This is a genomic window from Nitrospinota bacterium (assembly GCA_029881495.1).
Taxonomy (GTDB): Bacteria; Nitrospinota_A; UBA7883; order JACRGQ01; family JACRGQ01; genus JAOUMJ01.
Genome location: JAOUMJ010000004.1, coordinates 1 through 24,768, shown reverse-complemented (window position 1 = coordinate 24,768; position 24,768 = coordinate 1). Strand labels below are relative to the sequence as shown.

At 49.4% G+C, this 24,768-nt stretch carries 18 protein-coding genes; 14 read left to right on the top strand and 4 right to left on the bottom strand.

What is annotated here, in order from left to right; genetic code table 11:
• Positions 1 to 105 precede the first annotated feature (105 nt).
• The 6 genes from OEY64_02520 to OEY64_02495 all read left to right on the top strand — a co-directional run bounded on the left by OEY64_02520 (position 106) and on the right by OEY64_02495 (position 9,271).
• Positions 106 to 846: a TlyA family RNA methyltransferase gene (locus OEY64_02520; protein ID MDH5541818.1), complete on the top strand. Its 741-nt coding sequence runs from the start codon at positions 106 to 108 to the stop codon at positions 844 to 846.
• A 189-nt stretch (positions 847 to 1,035) separates the two neighbouring features.
• Positions 1,036 to 2,370: a ribosome biogenesis GTPase Der gene (der, locus tag OEY64_02515; GenBank protein ID MDH5541817.1), complete on the top strand. Its 1,335-nt coding sequence runs from the start codon at positions 1,036 to 1,038 to the stop codon at positions 2,368 to 2,370.
• Positions 2,367 to 4,151 carry a HAMP domain-containing histidine kinase gene (locus OEY64_02510; protein ID MDH5541816.1) on the top strand — a complete coding sequence of 595 codons (1,785 nt, stop codon included), beginning with the start codon at positions 2,367 to 2,369 and terminating at the stop codon, positions 4,149 to 4,151. The genes der and OEY64_02510 overlap by 4 nt, the downstream gene beginning before the upstream one ends.
• 563 nt (positions 4,152 to 4,714) lie before the next feature.
• Entirely contained in the window at positions 4,715 to 6,493 is a 1,779-nt protein-coding gene (locus tag OEY64_02505) for a hybrid sensor histidine kinase/response regulator (GenBank protein ID MDH5541815.1), read from the top strand.
• A 236-nt stretch (positions 6,494 to 6,729) separates the two neighbouring features.
• Entirely contained in the window at positions 6,730 to 7,647 is a 918-nt protein-coding gene (locus OEY64_02500; GenBank protein ID MDH5541814.1) for a DUF4912 domain-containing protein, read from the top strand.
• 34 nt (positions 7,648 to 7,681) lie between these two features.
• On the top strand, positions 7,682 to 9,271 hold the full coding sequence (locus OEY64_02495; GenBank protein MDH5541813.1) for a DUF1957 domain-containing protein: 1,590 nt from the start codon (positions 7,682 to 7,684) through the stop codon (positions 9,269 to 9,271).
• 9 nt (positions 9,272 to 9,280) lie between these two features.
• Here the strand turns inward: OEY64_02495 and OEY64_02490 are convergent, their stop codons facing one another.
• Positions 9,281 to 11,401: a PAS domain S-box protein gene (locus OEY64_02490; protein MDH5541812.1), complete on the bottom strand. Its 2,121-nt coding sequence runs from the start codon at positions 11,399 to 11,401 to the stop codon at positions 9,281 to 9,283.
• Positions 11,402 to 11,837: 436 nt separating this feature from the next.
• Between OEY64_02490 and OEY64_02485 the strand changes: the two genes are divergently transcribed.
• Positions 11,838 to 13,544 (top strand): tetratricopeptide repeat protein, encoded by a 1,707-nt coding sequence (locus OEY64_02485; protein MDH5541811.1) that lies wholly within the window; start codon positions 11,838 to 11,840, stop codon positions 13,542 to 13,544.
• A 39-nt stretch (positions 13,545 to 13,583) separates the two neighbouring features.
• Here the strand turns inward: OEY64_02485 and OEY64_02480 are convergent, their stop codons facing one another.
• Positions 13,584 to 14,714: an efflux RND transporter periplasmic adaptor subunit gene (locus OEY64_02480; protein MDH5541810.1), complete on the bottom strand. Its 1,131-nt coding sequence runs from the start codon at positions 14,712 to 14,714 to the stop codon at positions 13,584 to 13,586.
• Between the two features lie 107 nt (positions 14,715 to 14,821).
• Here OEY64_02480 and OEY64_02475 point away from each other — a divergent pair, with 107 nt between their 5' ends.
• The 6 genes from OEY64_02475 to OEY64_02450 all read left to right on the top strand — a co-directional run bounded on the left by OEY64_02475 (position 14,822) and on the right by OEY64_02450 (position 22,453).
• A complete protein-coding gene (locus OEY64_02475) occupies positions 14,822 to 16,087 on the top strand; it encodes a bifunctional folylpolyglutamate synthase/dihydrofolate synthase (protein ID MDH5541809.1) in 1,266 nt (421 codons plus the stop codon).
• A 55-nt stretch (positions 16,088 to 16,142) separates the two neighbouring features.
• Positions 16,143 to 16,550: a secondary thiamine-phosphate synthase enzyme YjbQ gene (locus tag OEY64_02470; protein ID MDH5541808.1), complete on the top strand. Its 408-nt coding sequence runs from the start codon at positions 16,143 to 16,145 to the stop codon at positions 16,548 to 16,550.
• Positions 16,551 to 16,640: 90 nt separating this feature from the next.
• Positions 16,641 to 17,273: an L-threonylcarbamoyladenylate synthase gene (locus tag OEY64_02465; protein MDH5541807.1), complete on the top strand. Its 633-nt coding sequence runs from the start codon at positions 16,641 to 16,643 to the stop codon at positions 17,271 to 17,273.
• Positions 17,273 to 18,817 carry an MFS transporter gene (locus tag OEY64_02460; GenBank protein ID MDH5541806.1) on the top strand — a complete coding sequence of 515 codons (1,545 nt, stop codon included), beginning with the start codon at positions 17,273 to 17,275 and terminating at the stop codon, positions 18,815 to 18,817. The genes OEY64_02465 and OEY64_02460 overlap by 1 nt, the downstream gene beginning before the upstream one ends.
• Before the next feature lie 26 nt (positions 18,818 to 18,843).
• Entirely contained in the window at positions 18,844 to 20,577 is a 1,734-nt protein-coding gene (gene thrS, locus OEY64_02455) for a threonine--tRNA ligase (protein ID MDH5541805.1), read from the top strand.
• A 619-nt stretch (positions 20,578 to 21,196) separates the two neighbouring features.
• On the top strand, positions 21,197 to 22,453 hold the full coding sequence (locus OEY64_02450; protein MDH5541804.1) for a replication-associated recombination protein A: 1,257 nt from the start codon (positions 21,197 to 21,199) through the stop codon (positions 22,451 to 22,453).
• A gap of 159 nt (positions 22,454 to 22,612) precedes the next feature.
• Here the strand turns inward: OEY64_02450 and OEY64_02445 are convergent, their stop codons facing one another.
• The gene (locus OEY64_02445) at positions 22,613 to 23,359 is read right to left on the bottom strand and encodes a C-GCAxxG-C-C family protein (protein ID MDH5541803.1); all 747 of its coding nucleotides are present in this window, start codon (positions 23,357 to 23,359) and stop codon (positions 22,613 to 22,615) included.
• A 204-nt stretch (positions 23,360 to 23,563) separates the two neighbouring features.
• On the opposite strand from OEY64_02445, the gene OEY64_02440 reads away from it, so the two are divergent.
• Positions 23,564 to 24,016: a DUF1569 domain-containing protein gene (locus OEY64_02440; protein ID MDH5541802.1), complete on the top strand. Its 453-nt coding sequence runs from the start codon at positions 23,564 to 23,566 to the stop codon at positions 24,014 to 24,016.
• A gap of 170 nt (positions 24,017 to 24,186) precedes the next feature.
• Here OEY64_02440 and OEY64_02435 read toward each other — a convergent pair.
• On the bottom strand, positions 24,187 to 24,768 hold a 582-nt coding region (locus tag OEY64_02435; protein ID MDH5541801.1), incomplete at its 5' end, for a hypothetical protein.

Sequence of the window (24,768 nt, the reverse complement as noted above, 5' to 3'; positions counted from 1 at the left end):
CCGCAGTAAAACGTATTTCGAGATTTTCCATCTGGAGATTCTATCCCATAAATCATGGGGTGAATAACTTTCCTTATCGCACCATTCTTCCATTAAACTTGGCTTATGGCAAAAAAAAGGCTTGATATTCTACTGGTCGAAAAGGGGCTCGCCGACAACAGGTCGCGCGCGCAATCGCTAATAATGACAGGGAATGTTTCCACCGGCGGGAGGAAACTGGAAAAAGCTGGAGAGAATTTCGATGAAGATATCGAAATTTCCGTAAAACAGCCGGACCACCCTTACGTCTCGCGCGGGGGGACAAAACTCGCCCACGCGATCAAGCATTTCAGCATTGAGGTCGAAGGAAAAAAATGTATCGATGTCGGCTCTTCTACTGGGGGTTTTACCGACTGCCTCCTTCAGCTTGGGGCGGAGTCTGTTACCGCGCTTGACGTCGGCAAGGGACAGCTCGACTGGAAACTGCGGAACGACAGCAGGGTCATATCAAAGGAAGAGTTTAACGCGCGAGAAATGTCTCCCGAAAATGCGGGAGGTTTATTCGAAATTGCCGTGATCGACGTATCGTTCATTTCGCTGGAGCTCATATTGAATCCGGTAAAAGGGGTGATGCAACCCGGCGGGGAGATTCTCGCGCTGGTTAAGCCCCAGTTCGAAGTCGGTAAGGTGGAAGCCTCGAAAGGGAGAGGGATAATCCGCGACCCGAAGAGCCACATTTCCGTTATAGAGAAGATAGCATCGTTCGGCGAATCAATAGGACTTGCCTCAAAAGGTTTTACGGAGTCCCCCATCACCGGGGCGAAAGGTAATAAGGAATTTTTCATTCATTTCAAGGCGCCTGAATGAAGCGGTGAAAAGTTTGGCATACGCTGGCCGCTTTTGCTCAGACTGGATGCTCCACGAGTAATTTTTTTTTCATCTTGAATGCCTGGTTTGCGGGCCGTTCAAGGCTTGTCAGCAGAAAAAGAGGGTATAAAGCATTCTTTTTCTATGGGACTTGGCATGTTAATATGTCAGTTTGCCAGAGAGGAAATCATGGCGGGAGCATTTACCGTTTGTATCGTCGGCCGCCCCAACGTGGGGAAGTCGACACTTTTCAACAAGCTGACCGGAACGCGGCGCTCGATAGTGGACAACTACGCCGGTGTGACGCGCGACAGACTGCTTGGCCAAGCCGATCTCGAAGGGCGGAACGCCATTCTAATAGATACCGGCGGTCTTGAATTTTCACCTGATGACGAAATTTCCACACAGGTTCGGGAGCAGGCGCTGCTTGCCGTGGAGGAAGCTGACGTCATCTGCTTTGCCGTCGACGGCCGTCAGGGGCTCACGCCGATAGACAGGGATATCGCTGAGATGCTCCGCAAGAGCGGGAAGCGCGTTGTGGTCGCCGCAAACAAGATCGACACTCCTAGAAACGATTTCAATCTCTCGGAGTTTTTCGAACTCGGCCTTGACGAAGTGATCGCCGTTTCCGCCGAACATTCCGTAGGGCTTGGCGACCTTGCCGAAGCGCTGGTGGAAGGGAGAGAGAGGGATCCCGAAGAAGAGGAAGGGGAAGATGTGGAAAAACCTGTCACAGTTGCGATCGTCGGCAGGCCGAACGTAGGGAAATCATCTCTTCTTAACAAGATAATGGGAGAGGACAGGATGATGGTCTCCGACATTCCGGGGACAACGCGGGAAAGTATCGATTCAGTTGTCCAGTGGCACAACAAGGAGTTCATCTTTATCGACACGGCGGGCATGAGAAAGAAAAACCGCATTGTGCAGAAGCTCGAAAAATTTTCCGTGATAATGGCGCTCAAGGCGATATCGAGGTGCCAGGTAGCTCTTCTTGTGATTGACGCGAAGCGGGGGATCGGGGATCAGGAATCAAAGATAGCCGGCATTATTAGGGATGAGGCGAAGGCCTGCATCATCGTCGTGAACAAATGGGATCTCGCCGAAAAGGATTCGCAATCTACAAAGGTCTATACCGACAACCTGAGGGAAGAGCTGAAGTTCCTTTCGTTCGCGCCGGTCATATTCGTATCGGCGGTCACGGGACAGAGAACAGGCCAGATATTCGAAGTGATCCAGGACGTTATGAAAGAGTACGGCAAAAGGGTCGACACAGGCCCGCTTAACCGGAACATTATTAAATGGGTAGACAGAAAATCACCACCGGTAGTGGACGGAAAGAGAGCAAAGTTCTATTATGTATCACAAACAAAAAGCGCTCCTCCGATATTCAATTTCTCGGTGAACAGCCCGGAGCGCATACCTGAGCATTACCAGCGATACCTTGTAAACAACATACGGAAAGAGTACGGTTTCGACGGCTCACCGGTGGTCTGCCGTTTTCAGCCAAGAAAAGGGAGAAGATGATAAAGAGAAAGATCGACGTTTTCGTCTGGCTTTCGCTCGCGTTTGTAGTCGTTTTAATATCTCTTATAGCCGATAATCTGAGCGATTCGGTTTACGACGAAATTGAAGCCGAATACGCCACCTACCAGTCGGTACTTGCTGAATCCTCCGCAAAAACACTCCGCATGTTTTTCGAGGAGGTGGAGACGGAACTAAGACTATTGTCAAAGATACTCTCTGCCCAGAATCTGGACAAGGAGCGGGCCATTGATGAAATAGAAGGGATAATCAACAGCCATGAAGAGGTCATTTCAACCATTATTCTGCTGGATTATGCCGGAAGGGTGCTGGTGGATCCGGTATTCGGTGAGCACTCGCCGGAACTTCTGGAACAGCTTCAGACGCTATTCAAAACAATGATCCTAAAGAGGAGCGACCCCGCATGGCAAGAGCGATCCGAGGATGAAACAATAATCAGCGACGGCTTGGTAATAGACGGTCAGTTCGCAGGCTTTGCGGTTGCCTCCCCCCTCCTTAGACCCACAAAGGAAGGGAGCTACTTTTTAAGCGGAATGATAGTGGCGCTTATCTCGAAGGCCCAGCTTGAAAACAATCTTCTCGAATCCATCGGATTTAAGAAAGGAAGCGCCGCCTTCATTGTTACGCACACACTTGTCGGCCTTGCGAGTCAGAAAAGCAGACAGGAGGTTCTTGGATTCATACGGCATCTCGGCACATACCCGGAAGGGGAAGAACTTATAAAGATGATGATGAATGGTGAGGAAAAAACCCTTTGGCGTAAAATGCAGAAAACGGCAGGGGGAAAAGTAATTTCATATCCGGTGCTGGTCTCCTTCTCACCCGCCAGTTTTTCGGATGTCATTTGGTCGGTAGCGATAATGACCCCTAAAAATGAAATTACCAAACTGGTTCAGGAGAGCCGTTTTAAATCGCTGATGCTTGCCTCTTTCGTAGCGACCATTCTCTATATCGGCGCGATCATACTGATGAGGCTGAACCATGTAAGGGTAGCCGCCCAGGAAAAGGCAAAATACGCCACGGAGCTGGCGGAAAAAAACATGGAGCTAGAAAAGCTGAATAAAATAAAAGACGAATTCGTATCGATAGTCTCGCATGACATGCGCTCCCCGGTGGGGCTTATCTCCTCTTACGCCAAAATTCTCATCTCGGAGGCCGAAAAGAAAGGAACCGAGACTAAACACCTTCAGACGATCATCAATTCGTCAAACCGACTCCTTACCCTCATCAACGACATTCTAGACCTTGCAAAAGTTGAAGCCGGAGAAATGAGACTGCACCTTGCCGAAGTCGACATGGACAATCTGATAACGGAGCTTGTCAGAACAATGAAACTGAGCGCCGACGAAAAGGGGATCGAGCTGATCTACGAGCCGGACGAAAATCCAAAAACCGTTATCGCGGACAACAGCAAGCTTTACCAGATACTGAACAATCTCACCGTGAACGCCATCAAATTTACTCCTCCAAACGGCAAGATCAAGATCAGAAAAACCGCCGTGGAAAACAGTATGCTGATAAGCGTTATAGACAACGGCCCGGGATTTACCGAAGAGGAAAAGGAGAGGATTTTCGAGAAATTCAAACCCGGCAAACAAATCAACAACAAGGAAGGGACAGGACTAGGCCTTGCGATATGTAAAAATCTGGTCGAATTGCATAACGGAAAGATATGGGTGGTAAGCCCGGTATCAAACATGGGGAACAGTGCGGGCTCGGAATTCAATTTCACCATTCCACTGCTCACTTTGCCTCAGCAATAATTTTACCTTGTTGACGGAGCAGAGGCCGCTAATGGTTCCATCCTGGCAGGGAAGTTTTTTGTCCAATAACGGCCCGAATCCTTTTTACTTTCTCCTTATAATTGATTGCCAAACTTTCCTTCGCTACCACGGATATTTCGGCAGTATCGAAAAGGCCATCAAGGTGACAATCAGCAAAGAACCGAGAAGCTCAACCGCGTAAAAGAAATTTTTCAGCTTGTCCAAAATCGTCCTCCTTTCCCGTAAATTGCAGTTACATTACACCTGCCTTATTTAGTAGCACAATGCGTGCCATGAACCTCGCTACAATAAATGCTTGAAAAACAACTGCGAATTTGCAGAACATGAAAGGCTTCATCCAAAACATCACTGAAGCGTCAAAAGAGCATGAAAGAATCTGTATTTTTGACATTATTTACATTTAAGAATTCGTCAGAGGATCGATCCTGAAAATGCCAGTCAGCCAAAATCAGACATGTCTGTTTGCATGAATTCAATCATATGCAAAATGTTGTTATAACCATGTTATCCTTATATCTCTTTTTTAAAGTGGGGTTGCAAGAGTGGCTTTGGAAAAAGATTTACGGGCGCGAAATAAAAATTCCGAAAAACTCGGAATTGTGAAGACAAAACTTATCTATTCGCGGACGCATATCGCAAACATCGCGATTTTCATAAATAGTTTAATTTTAGCTTACGTTCTGTGGGATTACGCGTCACACAGAGCGATTGTCATCTGGCTTGCCTCCATAATGACGGCAACTATTTTCAGGACGCTTCTTTTCCGCGTCTATATTAAAAAGGAAAGAACCGGCAAAAATCTGCGGAAATGGCAGAACTACTTAACGATTTCGATGCTTTTGCTCGGTACAGTTTGGGGTTCTTCCGCTATCTTCCTCTTTCCGGAAACTTCCACGCCGCACCAGGTCTTTATCGCGTTTGTTCTTGGCGGAATGGTCGCGGGAGCAACCGGGACAAATTCAACCGTCATCGAATCTTTTTACGCATACAGCATCTCCTCTCTGCTGCCTGTCATTGTCATGCTTTTTTTACAGAGTGGAGAAATTCCGAAAGCTATGGGAACGATGGTCACCCTTTTTCTCGTTCTGATGATAATGACCGCACGTCAAATGAACCGCGATATTACCGAATCACTGACCCTGCGATTCGACAACCTGGACCTTATAGACAACCTCGTGGCGGAAAAGGATAATGCCGAAAAACTGAACAAAGCTCTTATCCAGGAAATCGCCGAACGTAAAGACGCAGAAACTGCGTTGCGAGCCGCAAAGGATATGGCGGAGAGCGCAAACAAAACGAAAGATAAGTTTGTATCAATCGTGTCGCACGACCTGAAAGGGCCGCTTGGCACCATGATAGGCTTTTTGGAACTCCTCAGTGAAGATATCGAGATCACCGAAAGAAAAAAAATCGTTGAGAACGCGATCTCCTCCGGGCAGAGAATGAAAAAGCTTATCGATGATCTGCTCGATATAGAGAGATTGAAAACCGGCAAATTTACCACAGCTTTTCGCTTTTTGGATCCCTACTACATCACCGAAAACGCGATAGAACATATAAAGACGCTAGCTCAGCAGAAAGGTATCAGCATCAACAATGAAATACCGAAATACAGCAGGATCTATGCAGATGAAAACCTGCTGACGCAGGCAACAGTGAACCTCCTCTCCAACGCGGTGAAATTTTGCAACAATGGCGACAAGATCACACTCTTCATTCCGCAAAATGAATTTTCAACTATCGCGATCAGGGACACCGGCATCGGGATACACCCTGATGTCATGGAACAACTTTTCAAGGAAGGGATAAAATTCTCAACCCGGGGAACCAGGGGGGAGAAGGGAACGGGGCTTGGGCTCCTGCTCTGCAAGGATATACTCGATGCGCACAACGGCATAATTTACGCGGAATCTGAACCTGACAAAGGATCAACCTTTTATATAAAACTTCCGCAGGTAAAACCGCTTGTCCTCACGGTAGACGACAGCCCGGACAGACTTTTCCTTTTGTCCAGATATTTAAAACCGTTCGATGTGAACATAGTCGAAGCTTTAAACGGCATTGAAGCCTTGAAATTGATCGAAAGCGAAAAACCTCATTTGGTGATAACAGACATCAAAATGCCTGAAATGGACGGAATAGAACTGCTGACGAAAATCAAGAAAAACCCTAAGACTAGCTACATCCCGGTAATCATTGTGACCTCAATGCAGGAAACCGAAACAAGGGAAATAGCGGTGCGAATGGGGGTAGACGACTTCATTACCGAACCGATCATCAAGAATGACCTGATCTCACGAATTCAGAAATTCATCGGCTAAACTCTGAATAATCGTCAAAAAACGCTCTGCTACCATTCAAACCGCCACCTCCCCTTTATGACTCAAAAAGGTTCCACTTGCCCAATTAATGGGGCATGCGCGCCCCTTTTGCGTTTATCGAAAATCCGCAGATTGATTATCTCACCATTTTTCAACCAGATAACTAATATCTTTTTGGCACATTAATAGCTCCATTTATTGGACAATACAGATATAAAATTTTTGAGGATACGAAAATGACAAAAAGCGAACTTCTGAAAAAAACGAAGGCCGACCTTTTAAAGCTTGCGCAAGCAAAATTTAAACTCCCTGTTGACGCAAAAAATACAAAGGAGGAGATTGTCTCCGCGATATTGAAAAAGAGCGGAAAGCCGTCAATAAAGAAGGGGGCCAAAAGCCAGGTATCGGCAAAAAAGGTGAAATCAACATCCAAGAAAACAGCCGGTGCTAAAAAGACAGCTAAAAAAACCGCAAAGTCCGTTAAGGCTTCGGCGAAGGCAAAACCGGTTATTAGCTCAATAGAAGATGTACCTCTTACGAAGCCTCAGCTTCCGCATGAACAGGCCATTACAGAATCGAAATACCACGTAGCGGAACGACAGGAGCACCTGGAATATACGAACGGCCTCCCTGACAGGTATCAGGACAACAGAATAGTGCTTCTCGTACGCGACCCATTCTGGCTTTACACCTTTTGGGATATAAATCCTGATGAGCCTGGCAGGATAGCTTCTGAAAAAGGGGTTGACCTGCGGTACGCAAGGACTGTTTTAAGAGTATACGACGTGACAAATATTATTTTCACTGGAGGCAACGCTCACAGTTTTTACGATATTGACGTGGGATCGATCAACGGCACATGGTACCTGAACGTCAAGCACGATGACTGCTCTTATCTTGTCGAGATAGGGCTTTTGGACCCGCAAGGATACTTCTATCCCATGGCAAGGTCGAACGGCGTAACCACTCCGCGCGCTAGCGCATCATCCAGGATGGACGAGCAGTGGATGATCGCAGATGAGGAGTTCTGGAGAATATACGGACTTTCTGGTGGATTTTCCACGGTCGGCTCTTCGCAGGAACTTACAGAAGCCATGCGCAAACGGCTGATGGAAACTGTCTCCTCAGGGGGCCATTCCCAAAGCGGGGAATAGACAAATTGAATATCCAAATTGAAGGAGAATTAAATTGAATCAGCCAAAGGGATATCTCGCGCTTGTACTACACGCGCATCTGCCGTATGTACGCCACCCGGAATATGAGGAGTTTCTGGAAGAGGACTGGCTTTTCGAGGCTATCACCGAAACCTACATTCCGCTGATACAGGTATTCGACAGGCTGATAAGGGACGGCGTGCATTTTCGTATCACGATGTCGCTCACCCCTACGCTTATGTCGATGCTCACCGACCCTCTCCTTCAGTCGCGTTACGTCCGCTACATAAACAAGCTGGTCGAACTTTCGGAAAAGGAGATTCATAGGACAGCAGGACAGCCTGAATACAACGAAGTGGCAAGAATGTACAACTGGAAGTTCACTTCCTCGCGCGATCTCTTTATAAACCACTACGGATGCAATCTCGTCTCGGCATTCAAGGAGTTCCAGGACAAGGGAAACCTTGAAATAATCACCTGCGGGGCCACTCACGGCTTTCTTCCTCTCATGGAATCCAACAGGATCGCTGTGAGAGCCCAGATTAGAACTGCCGTTGCAAACTACGAAAAGAATCTCGGAAGAAGACCAAAAGGGATCTGGCTTCCTGAATGCGGTTTCTTTCCGGGGCTGGATGAAATCCTGCGGGAGGAAGGGATAAGGTATTTCCTCGTCGACACTCACGCTGTGCTTCACGCCGATCCGAGGCCTAAGTACGGGATCTTCGCCCCGGTCTTCACTCCTGCGGGAGCGGCCGCCTTCGCGAGAGATGTGGAATCATCAAAACAAGTTTGGTCCGCTGAAGAGGGGTATCCGGGAGATTATCGATACAGGGAATTCTACAGGGACATCGGCTACGACCTTGATTTCCCTTACATCAAGGATTACGTTCAGCCAAACGGTTTGCGTAAGATGACCGGTATCAAATACTATCGCATAACCGGAAATACCAACCATAAGGAGCCATACGCCCCTTCCAGCGCAATGGATACTGCAGCCTCGCATGCAAGCAACTTCATGTTCAACAGGGAAAAGCAGGCCGAACATCTTTATGACGTTACTGGAGGAAAAGTTCCGATAATAGTTTCGCCGTACGATGCCGAACTTTTCGGCCACTGGTGGTATGAAGGCCCGGACTGGATCAACTTCCTTCTAAGGAAGATCTACTACGATCAGAAAACGATAGCTACGATTACACCGTCGGAATATCTGGAAAAGTTTCCCAAAAACCAGGTGTGTATGCCTACCATGTCGTCATGGGGGCACAAGGGATATGCGGAAGTATGGCTCGAAGGGAGCAACGACTGGATCTATCCTCATCTCATCAGGGCTGGCGAAAAAATGGTGCGCATCGCGCAAAAATACCGTCATGCTACGAGCGGTGAAACAAGGGCACTGAATCAGGCCGCCAGGGAGCTTCTCCTTGCGCAGAGCTCCGATTGGGCTTTCATAATGAAGACCGGAACCATGGTCGAATATGCAGTAAAAAGAACGAGGGAACATCTTGCCAGGTTCAACAACCTTACGGCTCAGATAGAAGCCGGCCTGATCGACTATGAATGGCTCGCACAGCTCGAGACACAGGACAATATTTTCCCGGAGATAGATTTCAGAACTTACTGCTAAACACGGATTTTACACCTTTTTGAGAAGCGGAAACTTCAGCGTAACCTTGGTTCCCTTATCCACCCCTTCGCTCTCTACAAGAAGCTCCCCGTTGTGAAACTCCATGATCATGCGGGATATGGTCAAACCAAGGCCAACCCCGCCCCCCTTGAACTTGTACTGCCCGGTTGAATAGTTCAGCACATTGCTGAGTGAATAATATGGCTCAAATATCCGCTCCTTGACCTCTTTTGGAATACCGACCCCCTCGTCCTTGAATTCCACCGCAATAAGACCGTCCTGAATTCCGGCGGAGACATGAATGCTCTTTCCGTCCGGCGTATACTTTATCGCGTTGGAAAGTATGTTATCAAAAACGGTCTTTACCATATCATTGTTGCCGTAAATTTCTGTCGCCACCGGGATATTGTCGAGGTTCTCGATTATCGATACCTCCCTGTGCTCCTCCATTCCGGACTCCAGAGCGTTTTCTATGCTGACTGAAAGGATATTATGTATAAATACCTTTCTAAGATATTTTTCAGTTTGCGTAAGGCTCAAATCGGTTAGAAGCTCGGTCTCCATCAGTATCCTGTTCAGACTGCTGTCGGTTTCATTGATCGTCGACATTACCTTGTCAAATTCGGGCCTTGGCTTTTCGTCGGCAAAAATATCGCCAAGAAGCTTTTTCACCAATTTCAATTTTGTGACAGGGGTCCTGAGTTCGTGGGATGTGACGGCCGTGAAATACTCTTTTGCTCTCTGAAGTGATTTCTCATGCGTTACGTCGCGCTTCACCGCCACATAATTGACTATCTTCCCGCTCTTGTCGAAAACGGGGGAAATGGTCGCCTCTTCCTCGTAAAGCGTTCCGTCTTTCTTTTTGTTTACAAAATACCCCGACCATACCTTCCCGCCAGTAACCGTCTCCCAGAGATTGTCATAAAAAGATTCTGGGTGCTTGCCGCTTTGCAGAATACGCGGATTTTTCCCGATTGCCTCCTCTCTTGTATAGCCGGTGCTTTTTTCAAAAAAGGGATTTGCGTACTGTATATTGCCGTCAACATCCGTTATGACGACAGTTTCGGCGGACTGCTCGATGGCCTTTACCAGACGCGAGCGCTCCTCGTCCCTTTGCCTCCGCTCCCGGATGTCGCGGAATACAAGCTGTACCGCTGGCTTTTTCATATACACGATCGGCATTGAAGTTACCTCTACATCGATTTCACGTCCATCAAGCCGGATGAATTTTTCTTCAGCAAGGGGGAGCTTCTTTTTCTCTTCCATCATTATCCGTATCCGCTCTTTTACGAATTCATGGTAGTCGGGGTGTACGAATCCCAAAACCGGTTTTCCAAAAAGGTCTTCAGGCCCCTTTCCGCCAGCCAATTGCGAAGCCGCGCTGTTGGAAAAAACCACTTTCCCTCCTGAGTGAATAATGATCCCGTCCGGTGACAGCTCCACCAGCTGGCGATATCGTACCTCGCTCTCATAGAGTTCCGATATTAACGGGTCGCTTACCCTCCTGAAAATGAGCGTTCCTATGACTATCGCCACAAGCGCGCAAAGAGAGGTGATGATGGCCGCCCGAATGAACGGCGCACGTATCTCCGGCAAATCGACTTTCGCAACGATCCCGACAGGAAAACCCTCGAATTTGACCGGTTCGTACGCGGCCAAAACCGATACTCCCCTGTAATCCTCCCCGATCATCGTACCGGACAACCCCGCCAAAGCCCTCTGGATCGGGTCGGCGTTCTTGCTACCCATCGGGAAGGGAACATGCTCTTCCTCGTCGAGCAAAGGGTTATCATGCCTGTGCCTTATGAGAAAATGAACCTTATCATTCTCAAGTTTTGCCATTGTAAATTCGCCGGTATTCCCAAATCCCGCGTAGTCTTCCTGGGACATCCGCAGCAGTTCAAGCGTTCGTTCAAATGGGGATTTGGTATCCAACCTGGCAGACGAACTATCCTGCCGTATGTGTGACTCGACAAATCGGGCGCGGCTTTGGACCAGGTGCTTCAACCCATGTTTTTGCTGTTCAAAAGATACGTTGTAAAGAATACCTATGGATGTAGCGGCAATGACTATCGAAACAGAAGCCATCACGAGATAGAGGTATATCTGTTTCTCTTTTACTGGACTCATCACTTTCACCTGCTACGTCTCTTTCAATTCAACAATTGGAACCTGGAAGACGCAAATAGGAAGATCCGCCCACATCATCACTATCCCCCGAAACCAGAAAGCTGTTAATCTGTTATGAAAAGAAGATACAAAATTTTCAAAGGTTCAAGCTACTAAATAACTCGTTTGTCAGAAAAATTGCTGTCAATCCCTCATATTTCAAAAAACTATTTCATTATAGTATCTTATGAAATTATGTGAACACGCCAGACGAATTTCGCCACAGGTGTAACAAAATATGCACCCCCATTATATCAGCAATTCAAATTCTCGCAATTTGTTACCCCCCTGTCGCAAAAAACTGGATAATTCTGTCAAGATAGCCTTATGATGGTAAACTATTGATACGTGTGTCGTTCAGGTTTTAGAATATTGAGCAATGGGATGTTTCGCATAAATGAAAAATATTAAGTCTCCAGGGGAGGGTGAGTCAAAAATGGAAGGCAATATCAGTCACCTCCCTCAAATACAGAAGCTTTACCTCGAATACCGCCCACTATTGAACGATCTTGCCCAAAAATATCCGATTATCCGGACCTCTATTGGGGACAAGGCGCTCGCCGAAAACCTTCTTGGTATATTTGAAAAACTTGGTTTCAACAGCTTCGCCCAGAACAAGCAGGAGACAAGGGTTATTGTTCAAAACCTCGGTCAATGGCTGTCAAAAGGGAACCTCGTACTCCTCCATTATCACCCGCAGTATACCCGGTCCAATATCATTGAGCTTTTGCGGCAGGTTAAAAAAGTATTGCCTAACCTCCCGTTTACGAATCTGGTGCCGATATTCCTGAAATCGGTATCTCCAAAACAACAGCTAGAGGTATTCAGGCTTTTGGGCAATTTTGGAATCAGGTCCGCCCTCTTCCTCACGCCCGGAGCGACCACCGAACAGAATATTGAAGAACTGCTTGAGGGGCTTCTCGATTTCAGCGACGCACTAAAACAGAAAGTTTCGGTGGAAGAAGAGGAGATCCTGAAAGCCGGCGAGTTGGACACCGACAAGATAGACATGTACAAGGCGCTGAACGACGAAGCCACGGAACATATGGCGAAGGGGAACTATGAAAAAGCGATCGAGCTTCTTACAAAAGCCATTGAACTGAAGCCCAATTTTGAGGCGCTCATGAACCGGGGCGACTCTTTCTTTAAAATCAGGAAATACAATCTTGCGCTAAACGACTATCGTGAGGCAAACAATCTCCAGAAGTCTGCACCTGACCCGTACGCGAAGATCAGCGCCTGCTGTTTCGCAATGATCCCGATTCAGGCGAAGAACGGCAACACTGAAAAGGCCAAGGAACTTTTCAATACCGGAATGAAGCACATTAAGCAGTCCGAAACGATGATTGAAAAGGTCATCAAGGAAAACAGCGCCTTCCCGGAAAAAGTGCCCGTCTCCCCTTTCGCGCCCATCATGAACGCGCTCGCATCCACCGACATAAGGGGGCTTGGCCTTGAAGAAGAGCAGAAAAGCCTCTCGGAGCTCACCGCCAAAATGCTGGAAAAAACGAAGGATATCGATTTTCTCGGAAAGAGCCTTGATATTGACGCCAAGATCGACAACGCGATCCTCCTCGCGAGATTCAAATATTACGGAGAGGCCGAGAAGATATTCAGAAACGTCATCGAACAGGATGCGACCATGGTCGGCCCCGTATTCAATAATTTCGCCATAGAGCTAAGAAAGAACGGACAGGTAGGTAAGGCGTTTGAAATATTCAAGGAACTCCTTCAGCACGAAGTGCCCGACAGGGAGATCGTTATCGAAAACCTCAAAACTGCGGGACTTGGCTACGCGAACGCGGTCAGGGAAGGGTACGATCTCGCAAAGGCGGCTGGCATCTACAAGGAGATTCTTTCATTCAAGCCAAAACAGATGGAGTGGATACTTTGCGAACTGGCCGAAACATATCTTGAGATGGATGATCAGGCTCAGGCTTCATTTCGCCTCATGGAAGCGATCTATGCCAATCCGAATCTTGCGAAAATTAAACAGTTCCAAAAATACACCAAGCTCGCGGGCCTTATTGAAGATATGACAAAAAAACTTACCGGTGCTTCTACGGAAAAAGATCAGGGCAGCAAAAAAGCCGAGGGAAAATAACGCTTCAATTCCCTCCTAATAGCCTGCCGCCCGGATAGTTCATTTCTCAACGCTCTCTGCGGGATCATCCATAATAGACGCCCCCTGAAGGGGAATATCTTTCCCCTTATCTTCTGTGCTCCCCTTTTTCACCACCTCAACAGGTGATCCGTCCACAAGCTCCGGCCCAAATACAGGTATTATCTCCTCCCCCGCACCAAGGCCGCCGGTAACCTCAATAAAATCGCCGAAACGCTTTCCTCTTTCTATCTTCCTCAACTTCGCCGCGCCGTCTGAAAATATGAATATGAAATCCTCTCCCCCTTTTTCCATGATCGCTTCGGCAGGAACAAGGATCAGGTTTTCAAAAATTTCACCTTTTAGCGATGTGCGGGCAACCATCCCCGGTTTCAGCTTGTCGTCGCTTTTGAGGATTATTTCGACAGGGAACGAGGCGGTTTCCGCATCGGGACTTATCCGGACAGAAATAATCTTCCCAACAAATACAACCCCCGGCCAAGCGTCGATCTCCACGGCAAGCTCATCGTCCGTATGGAGGTGGATCACCTCCTTTTCCGAGAGCGCGACGTTCATCTTTACTTTGTCAGTATCCACTACCTTGAACAGTCTGCTCCCCGGCATTACGCGGCTACCCAAAAGGATATCCCTGGTGACAACCTCCCCCTTTATCGGGCTTTTGACAACCGTCCTTTTCAGCGCAAGCTCCGCCTGGGAGAGCGCGACATCCGCGATCTCCATTTCTGTTTGAACAGCCTCAAGCACAGCGCCGGAAACCGCCCCCTTCGCCTTTAGCTTCTTCTCTCTTTTGTAGCTGTTTCTTTTCGCCTTCGCCACCGCTCGAGCGCGCTTTGTTTCCAGAAGATAATCTTCCGGATCTATCAGAAGCATCTTCTCCCCCCGTTTTACATGATCCCCTTCACGCACATAAAACTCCTTTACTACTCCGGCGATCGATGAGGCCACTATCGCCTCCTCGCTCCCCTCAAGGAGCGCCGACACGGTATATTTCTTCGATATGGTGCGTGGAACCACCTTGAAAAGCTCAACATGGATCGCCTCCCTCTTCTCATCAATTGAGACCTCTCCTTTGGCGGAGCACGAAAGGAGGACTCCAGAGATAGCGAAAAAAATGAGCGCGCCCAGCCTGAACCGGAAAAGAACATCCGCCATCAAAATGTATTCCTCAAAACAATTTTTCTATATATTCCGGGCGACAGCTTCCATACAATGGGTGCCTGTCGCATTTGAAAACCCTTATTATGTTTCCTTTATTATAGATGTTTAAAGATAAAACTTTCAGTCTGCTGATGAAAGAGCTGTACGGATACAAGAGGCTCGGGATGCGCCCGTCGCTCCCCCCTGTGAAACAGCTCCTCGCCATACTTGGCAATCCGCAAAAAAAGATCGATTTTATCCATGTTGCCGGAACGAACGGAAAAGGTTCCACAACCGCCTACATCGCCTCGATACTCGCGGAATCTGGATATAAGACTGGCGCATTCTTTTCGCCCCACCTCGTTGACTACCGTGAACGGATACAGATAAACGGCAGAATGGTCTCCAAGCAGGTAATTGTAAAAACGCTTAACAGGATGGGGAGGCTTTACGATTCTGCAGATAAGAAAGGGATCCCGTGCCCAAAAAATATAACCTTTTTTGAGTGGACCACCGCGCTCGCCTTCTGCTGTTTCGTGGAGACCGGCGTGGACGTTGCTGTGATGGAAACCGGTATGGGGGGGCGGTTCGACGCCACTAACGTCATTGATCCCCTCGTTTCGGTAATTACGAACATTTCAAAAGAGCACACCGCCTTTCTCGGCAATACTATCGGGAGCATAGCCTACGAAAAAGCCGGGATCATTAAAAGGGGGCGGCCGGTCGTCTTCGGCGACAAAACCCCGCAGGCAGTAAAAGTGATACACGATATCTCGAAAAAGAGAGGTACCACCCCTCTCTTTCTTGGAAAGAATTTCTCGATTACCGATAAAGGGGAATTCCTCTCCTCCAAAGGTGAACGGTTCAAACTCTCGCCATGCATGCCGGGAGCGCATCAGTTGATCAACTCCGCCGTCGCAGTGCAGGCCGTTCTTGTTTCGGGGCTTACGATTAGTGAAAAAGCCATAGCAAAAGCTGTTTCCCGCACCCGGCTTCCGGGACGTTTCGAAATAGTTAAACGAAAGAAGCGCACGCTTATTTTCGACGCCGCTCACAACCCGGCGGCGGTAAAACTTCTCGTCTCCAACCTGAAGGCAATTTACCCGAACAGGAAATTCGATATTATTTTCGGGGTACTCAGAGGAAAAAATTTCCGCATGATGCTCAAGATGCTTGCTCCGGTTACCGCTTCGATGGCATGTATCACGCCGGACGATTTTCGTGCGGTTCCCGCAAACGCGCTGTTGCCATACGCCAGAAAAGCTGGAATAAAAGCTGTACATATCGAACATCATGAAATGAAAAGCATCGCCAAAAACTCCTCGCCACGCATGCTTCTCGTCACCGGTTCATTCACCACCCTCGAGGCTGTAAAAAAGAATATTTGACCCCCCCTTGATCCTGCCGTTTATTTCACACCCGGATTTCCAATATAATCCCCGAATGAGAGAAATAATCACGGTTCACTCCACAAAAAGGGAAGAACTTATCGACATCACAAAAGATGCAAGGAGCATCGTTTCGAAAAGCGGAGTAAGGAACGGCATCATGTCGCTCTACGCGCAGGGGGCTACTTCGGCGATCATGATCCAGGAGAACTGGGACCCCTCGGTCCCGACCGACGTGATCGACTTTCTTCGGAAGATAATCCCCAAAGGGGTCTGGCTCCACGACAGACAGGACGGCAACGGCGACTCACACATAAAGGCGGGTCTGATAGGCCCGTCCGAGACGATACCTGTTATCGACGGACAGCTTGGCCTCTCCCAGTGGCAAAACATATTCTTCTGCGATTTCGACGGCCCCCGGAGCAACCGCCGTGTGGTCTGCACCGTCATTAGCGACGATTAGCCTCTTCTCAAAACCTCGCGCAGGCAAGCCGGATAAACTCCATTGAATGCTTCCTTGCCTTTACTCTCCTTCAAAAATAGAATAGCCGGTATGAGTGCGGTCATATTTCGGGGGAAGATATCCAAAAGGATGATAGATGCCGCCGTGGAGGCTTTGGCAAAGGGGGAACTGATAATATACCCCACCGATACCATCTACGGGATAGGGTGCGATATGGCGAATCCAAAAGCTCTCACGAAACTGAATAACCTGAAAAAACGCCCAAGCAAAAAGCCGTTCAGCTTTATCTGCGACGGTTTAAGCGAAATTTCGCAATACGCAAAACTCTCCAACTCCGCCCACAGGGTATTGAGACAGGTACTGCCGGGACCGTACACATTCGTCCTCCCGGTAAACAACTCCGTCTCAAGAAAGATGGTTAACAGCGAACATGCCATCGGCGTCCGCATACCGAACCACCCGGTGCCTCTTGAAATAGTAAAAAGATTCGGCAGGCCGATAACTACGACCTCCGTAAACGTGGCGACCGAGGAGCCGATCTCTTCCATTGAAGAACTGACCCCCGAATTCAGAAACGCGGTCGCGGTGATAATCGACCAGGGTGAACTGGAAAACGTCCCATCTACAATCGTCGACTTCACCGGCCAGGCGCCTGTCATACTCCGTGAGGGGAAAGGGATTGAAGAGTTGAGACCGTATATCAACTTTACGATAGAGCAGTAATGAGCAGGGAGAACTTCAAATACCGCTGGGCGGCAAGGGGTGATATCGACGCCTTTTTCGGACTGATGCTCGACAACATGACAGGACTTGTTATCCTCGCCTCGATCCTCATCGGTATATTCAAGATGCCTGCCGAAATAGTTCTACTCAAAATGGTTCCCGGCACCGCGCTCGGCGTAATGCTGGGCGACCTCGCTTACTCATGGATGGCCTTTCAGCTTGCAAAAAAAGAGCAGAGGCAGGATGTATGCGCGATGCCTCTGGGGATCGACGCCATCGCCCTGTTCGGGCTGACGCTTGGAGTGATAGGCCCGGCGTTCATCGCGACAGGAGACGCGAACAAGGCATGGGCAGTCGGGATGGCGGTACTTATCGTCATGGGAGCTGTAAAAACGATTACCGCCTTCTTCGGTGAAGCTGTAAGAAGGGCTGTCCCCCGCGCGGCTCTTCTCGGCTCCATTGGCGCGCTGGCTATCGCCTTCATCGCGTTCCTCCCCTTCCTGAAAATAATACACGACCCCCTCGCGGGTATGGTTGCCTTCGGGGTGATACTCCTTACATTCGTAGCGAGAATAAAACTCCCGCGCGCAATACCGGGCGCGCTTGCCGCTGTCGGAATAGGTACGATCATTCACTACATATCTGCCGCTCTCGGATTTTCGCCCGGGATCGAAAGAGAGGGGCTTTCCTTCGCCTTCGCCTTCCCTGCGCCTACCTTCGAATTCTTCGGCGGTATCGCTCTCGGCCTCAAATACCTCCCGCTGGCGATACCTATCGCGATCAGCAACGTGATAGGGGGTATAGACAACACGGAAAGCGCCGCCGTCGCGGGGGACTCCTACAGCACACGGGACATACTCCTCGTTGAAGGTGTCGCGACACTTATAGCCGGTTTCTGCGGAGGGGTTATTCAAAACACTCCATATATCGGACACCCTGCCTACAAAAACATGGGGGGACGCGCCGCGTATACCATAGCGACTGGGCTCTTCATCGGCTTCGGCGCGATGTTCGGGATGATAGGGTTTCTCATCTCCATCCTGCCGGAAGCGGTTATGGTTCCGATACTCGTCTTCATCGGCATAGAGGTCTGCACACAGGCGTACAGGGAGACCGATAAAAAAGAGCTTGCCGCTGTTTCGATCTGCTTCATCCCTATCCTCGCCGACCTGGTGTTGATCCAGTTAAATTCCCTTATCGGCACAGCGGGTATCGACGTATCGAAACTCCGACCCGATTACCAGGAAACCTATCAGGCCATTACAGTGCTCGGCAACGGGTTCATCCTAACAGCCATGATATGGGCCACCATGACGTCACAGCTGATAAGGAAAAATCTTAAAGCGGCATCCATAACAGCCCTTGTCGCTTTCGCCGCAACCATCATCGGCCTCATACACTCTCCTTTTCCCGACGGGAGGCTCTTCTTCCCCGGCGCTGATCTGCCAACAGTTGTTTACACCATGGCAGGAGGATATTTGTTAATGTCGGCCACCTACTTTATAATGTCCGCCTTAACTGGGGAAAAGGGCGAGACCGCCTGAGTAACAAAGGAAACAAAGGAGCACAAGTGACAGAACTGCACGCAATGCGGCACTCGGCGGCACATGTAATGGCTGAAGCGATAAAAGAGCTATACCCAAACGCGCAATTCGCCTTCGGGCCGGAAACCGACGACGGCTTCTATTACGACGTCAAGATCCCGGGGGGCTCACTGCAACTGGACGACCTTTCAAAAATAGAAAAGTCGATGCAGAAAATAGTTAAGGGGAAGCACCCTTTTGAAAAAAGAACCGTAAGCCGCAAGGAGGCGCTCGAATTTTTTAAGGACCAGGAGTTCAAGATAAAGGCGCTTGAAGGGCTTCTTAAGGATGAAACAGAAGTCTCGCTCTACACACAGAACGGTTTTACCGACCTCTGCCGGGGCCCGCACGTGGAAAATACCGGACAGATAGGGGCGTTCAAGATAGACAGGATAGCCGGTTCCTACTGGCTTGGCGATTCCCAAAATGAGCCTCTGCAAAGGGTATACGGCCTCTGCTTCGTTACAAAGGAGGAGCTGAAAGAGTACCAGACCATGCTGGAAGAGGCGAAAAAGCGGGACCACCGCGTCATTGGAAAAAAGCTCGATCTCTTCTCGTTCCATGACGAAGGGGCAGGTTTCGTATTCTGGCACCCGCGGGGACTTCGAATCTTTAACGCGCTTCTCGAATTCATAAGGGAAGAGGGGGCCAAGCGAGGCGGACAGGAGATAAGGACTCCGGAAATAATGAATGTTGAGCTCTGGCACCGCTCCGGACATTACGACAATTTCAAGGAGAACATGTATTTCACCAAGGCGGAAGAGCGTGATTACGCGGTAAGACCGATGAACTGCCCCGGCTCGATACTTGTCTACAAGGAAAAACTCCACTCCTTTAGGGATCTTCCACTCCGCCTCATGGAGATGGGGCATGTACACCGCTTCGAGCTTAGCGGAGTTCTTCACGGACTTTTCCGTCTGCGGGCCTTCACGCAGGATGACGGACATATCTACTGCGCGCCTGAACAGATAGAAAGCGAGATAGCCAATTTCGTAAGCGCCGTCTTCTCCATATACAAGGTGTTCGGATTCGAGGAGATTTCGGTATTCATCGCCACAAAACCTGAATCGGCTATGGGGAACGACGAGATATGGGAATCCTCCACCAACGCCCTTAAAAGCGCGTTGCAAAAGCAGAATATCGATTACAAGATAAAAGAGGGGGAGGGGGCGTTCTACGGACCCAAGATAGAATTCAACGTGAAGGACTGCATAAAGAGGAACTGGCAGCTCGGCACCATACAGGTCGACTTCTCCATGCCTGAGCGTTTCGACCTCGAATATGTCGGAAGCGACTCCAGCAAGCACAGGCCCGTACTGCTCCACCGCGCGATCCTCGGCTCTCTCGAAAGGTTCCTTGGAATTTACATAGAGCAGGTCGCGGGCAACTTCCCGGTTTGGATAGCCCCTCTGCAGGCGATGGTTATCCCGGTTACCGACGCCCAGAACGAATACTCGCAGGAGATAGTAAAACAGCTCTCAAGCGCGGGAATCAGGGGGGAAGCGGATCTCTCCTCCGAGAGAATGAATAAAAAGATCCGGAACGCCCAGCAGATGAAAACCCCCTACATGATCATCCTCGGTGAAAAGGAGGCGGGGGCCGGGAACATCTCTGTAAGGCTTAGAACCGGAGAGAACGTGAATGAGATATCTGTTTCGCAATTTACCGAAACCGTGAATGGAATAGTAAGGGGGAGAAGCGATACACTCTGGCCATCTTGAATTCCGATTAGAGGGGAAGAGAGGTATTGACGTTGTTTTCCTGCTTTCTTCTGTTCATAATTACCGCACCGTTTCTCCAATAGTTTCATTGTTTTATCTCTTTTACAGATAAAAGCTACATAATCACCGCACTTTTGCTGTATCGACAAGAATATATGCTTTTATTTATCAATATGTTAGCGTTGGCACATAACATGCTTAATAAACAGTGTATACGCACCATGCAGACAGCAAGATACAGGATTTAGATGAGGATTTAGGGGACTTCCCCTCTACAAGTCATTTGGCCTGACAACTTTGTAATGCAAACTGAAAGGCCCGCAACGCGCTGAATATTGTTTCGGTTAAAACCTGGCAATATTCAGGGGAAGCAACCTCTCCTCTTCTAAAGCCCCTGTACCACCCCCGATTCAATCTTGGATATCAGTTTTTCAGGATACTTTCCAATAACCGCTCTCCCCGTCCCTAACGAATCACTCAAAGTGGTACAATCGTTTCGTTTCCACATCAGGTTTTGGAGGGGCTATTGAAGACCATAGAGATGTTCGGCGGTAACGAGGAATCCGGTCAGGAGAAAGATATCCCTCCGGTCTCAGGCGCAACCCCCCTTGCTGAGCGGATGCGCCCGACAAACTTCGATAACTTTGTTGGCCAGAAGCATCTCCTCGGCCCGGGAAAACCTTTGCGAAAACTTATAGAGTCCGACAAATTCGGCTCCCTCCTCCTTTGGGGTCCCCCTGGGAGCGGGAAGACAACCATCGCAAGCATCGCCGCGAAGGTTAGCGGCAAAAAGTTCTTCACCCTGAGCGCCGTAGAGTCGGGAGTCAAGGAACTGAAGGAGGTGGTAAAGGAGGCGAGATTCATGAAGGACTCGGGAAAGAATTCCGTCCTCTTCATAGACGAGATACACCGCTACAACAAAACCCAGCAGGACGCCCTCCTGCCGCATGTCGAAAAAGGGCTGTTTACCTTCATCGGGGCTACCACTGAAAATCCTTCGTTCGGTGTTATCCCCGCTCTTCGCTCGCGTTGCAGTGTTATTGAGTTAAAACCTCTTCGTGAGGAGGATATAAGGACTGTCATAGCCAACGCGCTTTCGGACAGGGAGAACGGACTGGGAGATTCCAATATCAAACTGGCAGACGACGTGGTGGAACAGATAGCGCTTCTCTCCGGCGGGGACGCGAGGATCGCGCTCGGGATAGTGGAAGCGTCAGCTCATCTTGCGGAAGAAGATGTGATCGATTCCAAAACCGTGGAGGCTGTTTCGCAAAAAGCTTTCCTTCTGTACGACAGGGCAGGACAGGGACATTACGACCACGCTTCGGCATTCCAGAAATCACTGAGAGGTTCCGATCCGGACGCGTCTGTCTACTGGCTGGCGAGAATGCTTGAAGCCGGGGAGGACCCGAGGTTCATCGCGAGGAGATTGATAGTCACCGCGGCGGAAGATGTCGGGAACGCCGACCCTACCGCTCTCATTCTCGCGGTATCAGCCGCCGAAGCGGTCGAAAAAATAGGTCTCCCCGAAGGGAGGATACCGCTGACCCAGGCGGTCATATATGTCGCGCTCGCCCCGAAATCGAACAGCGCGGTCACCGCCATCGATTCGGCCATCGAAACTATCAGGCAGTCCGGCTCCAATCCGCAGGTGCCGCCGCACCTGCGCGACTCAAGCTACAAATGGCACACGGGGGAGAAGGATAAAACCGGATATACCTACCCGCATGGAGAGCCGGATAATTTTGTACGGCAACAGTATCTCCCCGAAGAACTAAAGAATGCCAGCTTTTTCAATTCCTCCGGGCATGGGCGGGAGGCAACCCTCTCCGAAAGATTAAGAGAGATAAAAGAGCGCAACCGGGGGAAGAGCTGATACAGCCATTCATAAAGACCGGCGCATGCTTTTACCGTTCCCGATAACACAAAGGGCAACCGCTTCTTCCATATACACCCTGCAGACAGGAAGAGAGATAATTGCACCCCTTATGCCGTATCAAAAAGATTCCGTCACTCTTGCAGCGCGCTTTCAGGTTCAGGCGTGACAGTCGTCGCAGTTGTTCTGCGTCGGCATCTGATACTTCATCGGCTGATCGTCATACTCAGCTTCATACTTCCTGTCGGCCCAGAGATTGAGAAGCGTAACCGCATGAACGGCAACATCGGCGCTCAGCCTGGCGCATCTTTCCGCTCTCCCTTCACTGAAAAAATCGACCCCCTCCTTTTTCATCCATCTCCCTACCGAGACATGGCAGAGTGGAGAACCGCTTACGCTGATATTCTTTATTTCAGTTTTAGGTGCGGTCGGCTTGAAAAGAGGAAACTCCGTTTCCGTGTACCAGCCGATCACGTCGTTGATGATATCCTCCCCTTCTTCGCCGGCGATGAGTGAGACGGCAATGCTCGCGCCGAGAAGGGAGCCGCAAAGGGTGCCCCATCCGACCGTACCGCCATGACCGAATTTGAACGCTTCTATCGGAAGTACGCTGTACGGTTCGCCGACCTTCTCCTGGAGAGGCTGTAAAATACCGCTCGCCACTGCGTAACAGCAGAACTTCTTGTACCAGTTTTCGTAGGCTATCTCACCAGACTTCTGCGGATCGAGCTTTACATAAGGCCAGGGATATTTCGCCACGGTCTCTTTCCCCTTCTTCGTGCAACCTGCAAGCCCAAGCCCGGCTATCGAAGCAAGGGCGGCCCCGCCGATCATCTGGCCGGCGCCGGAGAAGAGTTCCTTTCTTGAAATATTCCTGTTATCAGAAGGATGAATAATATCCGACATCTTGGTGCCCTCCTTACGAAACCTGTATATGGAAAACGACAAACTCCTGTGTACACCTACAGGATAGACCAACCGGGCTTCAGTACAAACCCGATAATTTTGAGTTATGAGAATACCGTCTGGACATGCTCTTTTCCGGCTGGGAGAAGATGATATACTCGAATAAAGAACGATAAATTTTTATTTTGGAAAAGGGGCGGTCTAATGGAACGGCGGAAACCAAAATTCGATACCTACGAAGATGTGATAAGAGATCTGGAAATGCTTGAAAAGAGCGGATACTCCCGGCTTGGCAAATGGAGCCTCGGCCAGGTGTGCACACACCTTGCGTTCTATTTCAGAGGTTCGCTTGAAGGATTCGAGTTCAAAGCCCCCTGGATAATAAGGGTACTCGTAGGAAAACCGTTTCTCTGGTGGCTGATGCGACGGGAAGGATACCCGGACAATTCCCAAACGGTCCCGCAGTCTGTCCCCACTGAAAATGTTGACGACCATGAGGCGGTGATGAAAACCAAAGAACTCCTCACCCGGCTCTCGACGGCAAAGGATCTCCACCCCTCCGGGCTATTCGGAAAGCTGACCCTGGACCAGTGGAGGATGATGCACCTGCAACATGCGGGTCACCACCTCGGCTTTCTTGTTCCGAAGAAGGGTTGAAAACAATACCTTAATTATCGACCGCCCATTTCAGTGAAGTTCCTGTCTGCCGGGGTGAAAGAGAAATTAACCGTTTTCTCCTTTTGTCTTAACGGTACTTTTTGGAAGAATAAAAAAAAGGCCCGGAGTTTCCTCCGGGCCCTGTAGAAACCGAAAAACTTAAGCCGAAATTATATTCCGAGCTCAAGCATCAAGAACATCTGGTTGTCGAACTCCCTGTGGTCGCCATCCCACATCGAGTATTCGAAATGGAAAACGATATTCTGTTTGATGTCGTACCAGAGGCCAAGCGTATTTGCGGAGAGCTTGTTGCCTGTGTCCTGCCCATTGTCGGTGCCCATCATCGCGAGTTTTACACCGAGAGAATGAGTGACGCCGAGGCCGACGTTCACGTCCCAACCGCTGACATCCTTGCTGGTGCCGTTGTACCAGTTGATCTTTCCGTCCTTATAGTCGGAGTAGGCAAACGGAAGTCCGAGAGCCGTACCCATCGCATCTGGAGCGGAGAACTCACTCTTGGGAATGGTGACATACGCACCGTTCACTTCGAGTGACATGTGGCCGATGTCAGCCATCTGGAGCTGGAAGTCTACAACGGTAGCTTCTGCCTTGATCTTTGTTAGCTGTGTCGCCGCCTGCTCCTGCGGTGTCAAACCAGCTACTTCCTCGTAATCATGGTTCGAGAACTCCGCGGTCCCCATCGACATCTGCACACCGACCATCAGATCCATCCCTTCGCCGAGTTTAGGGGT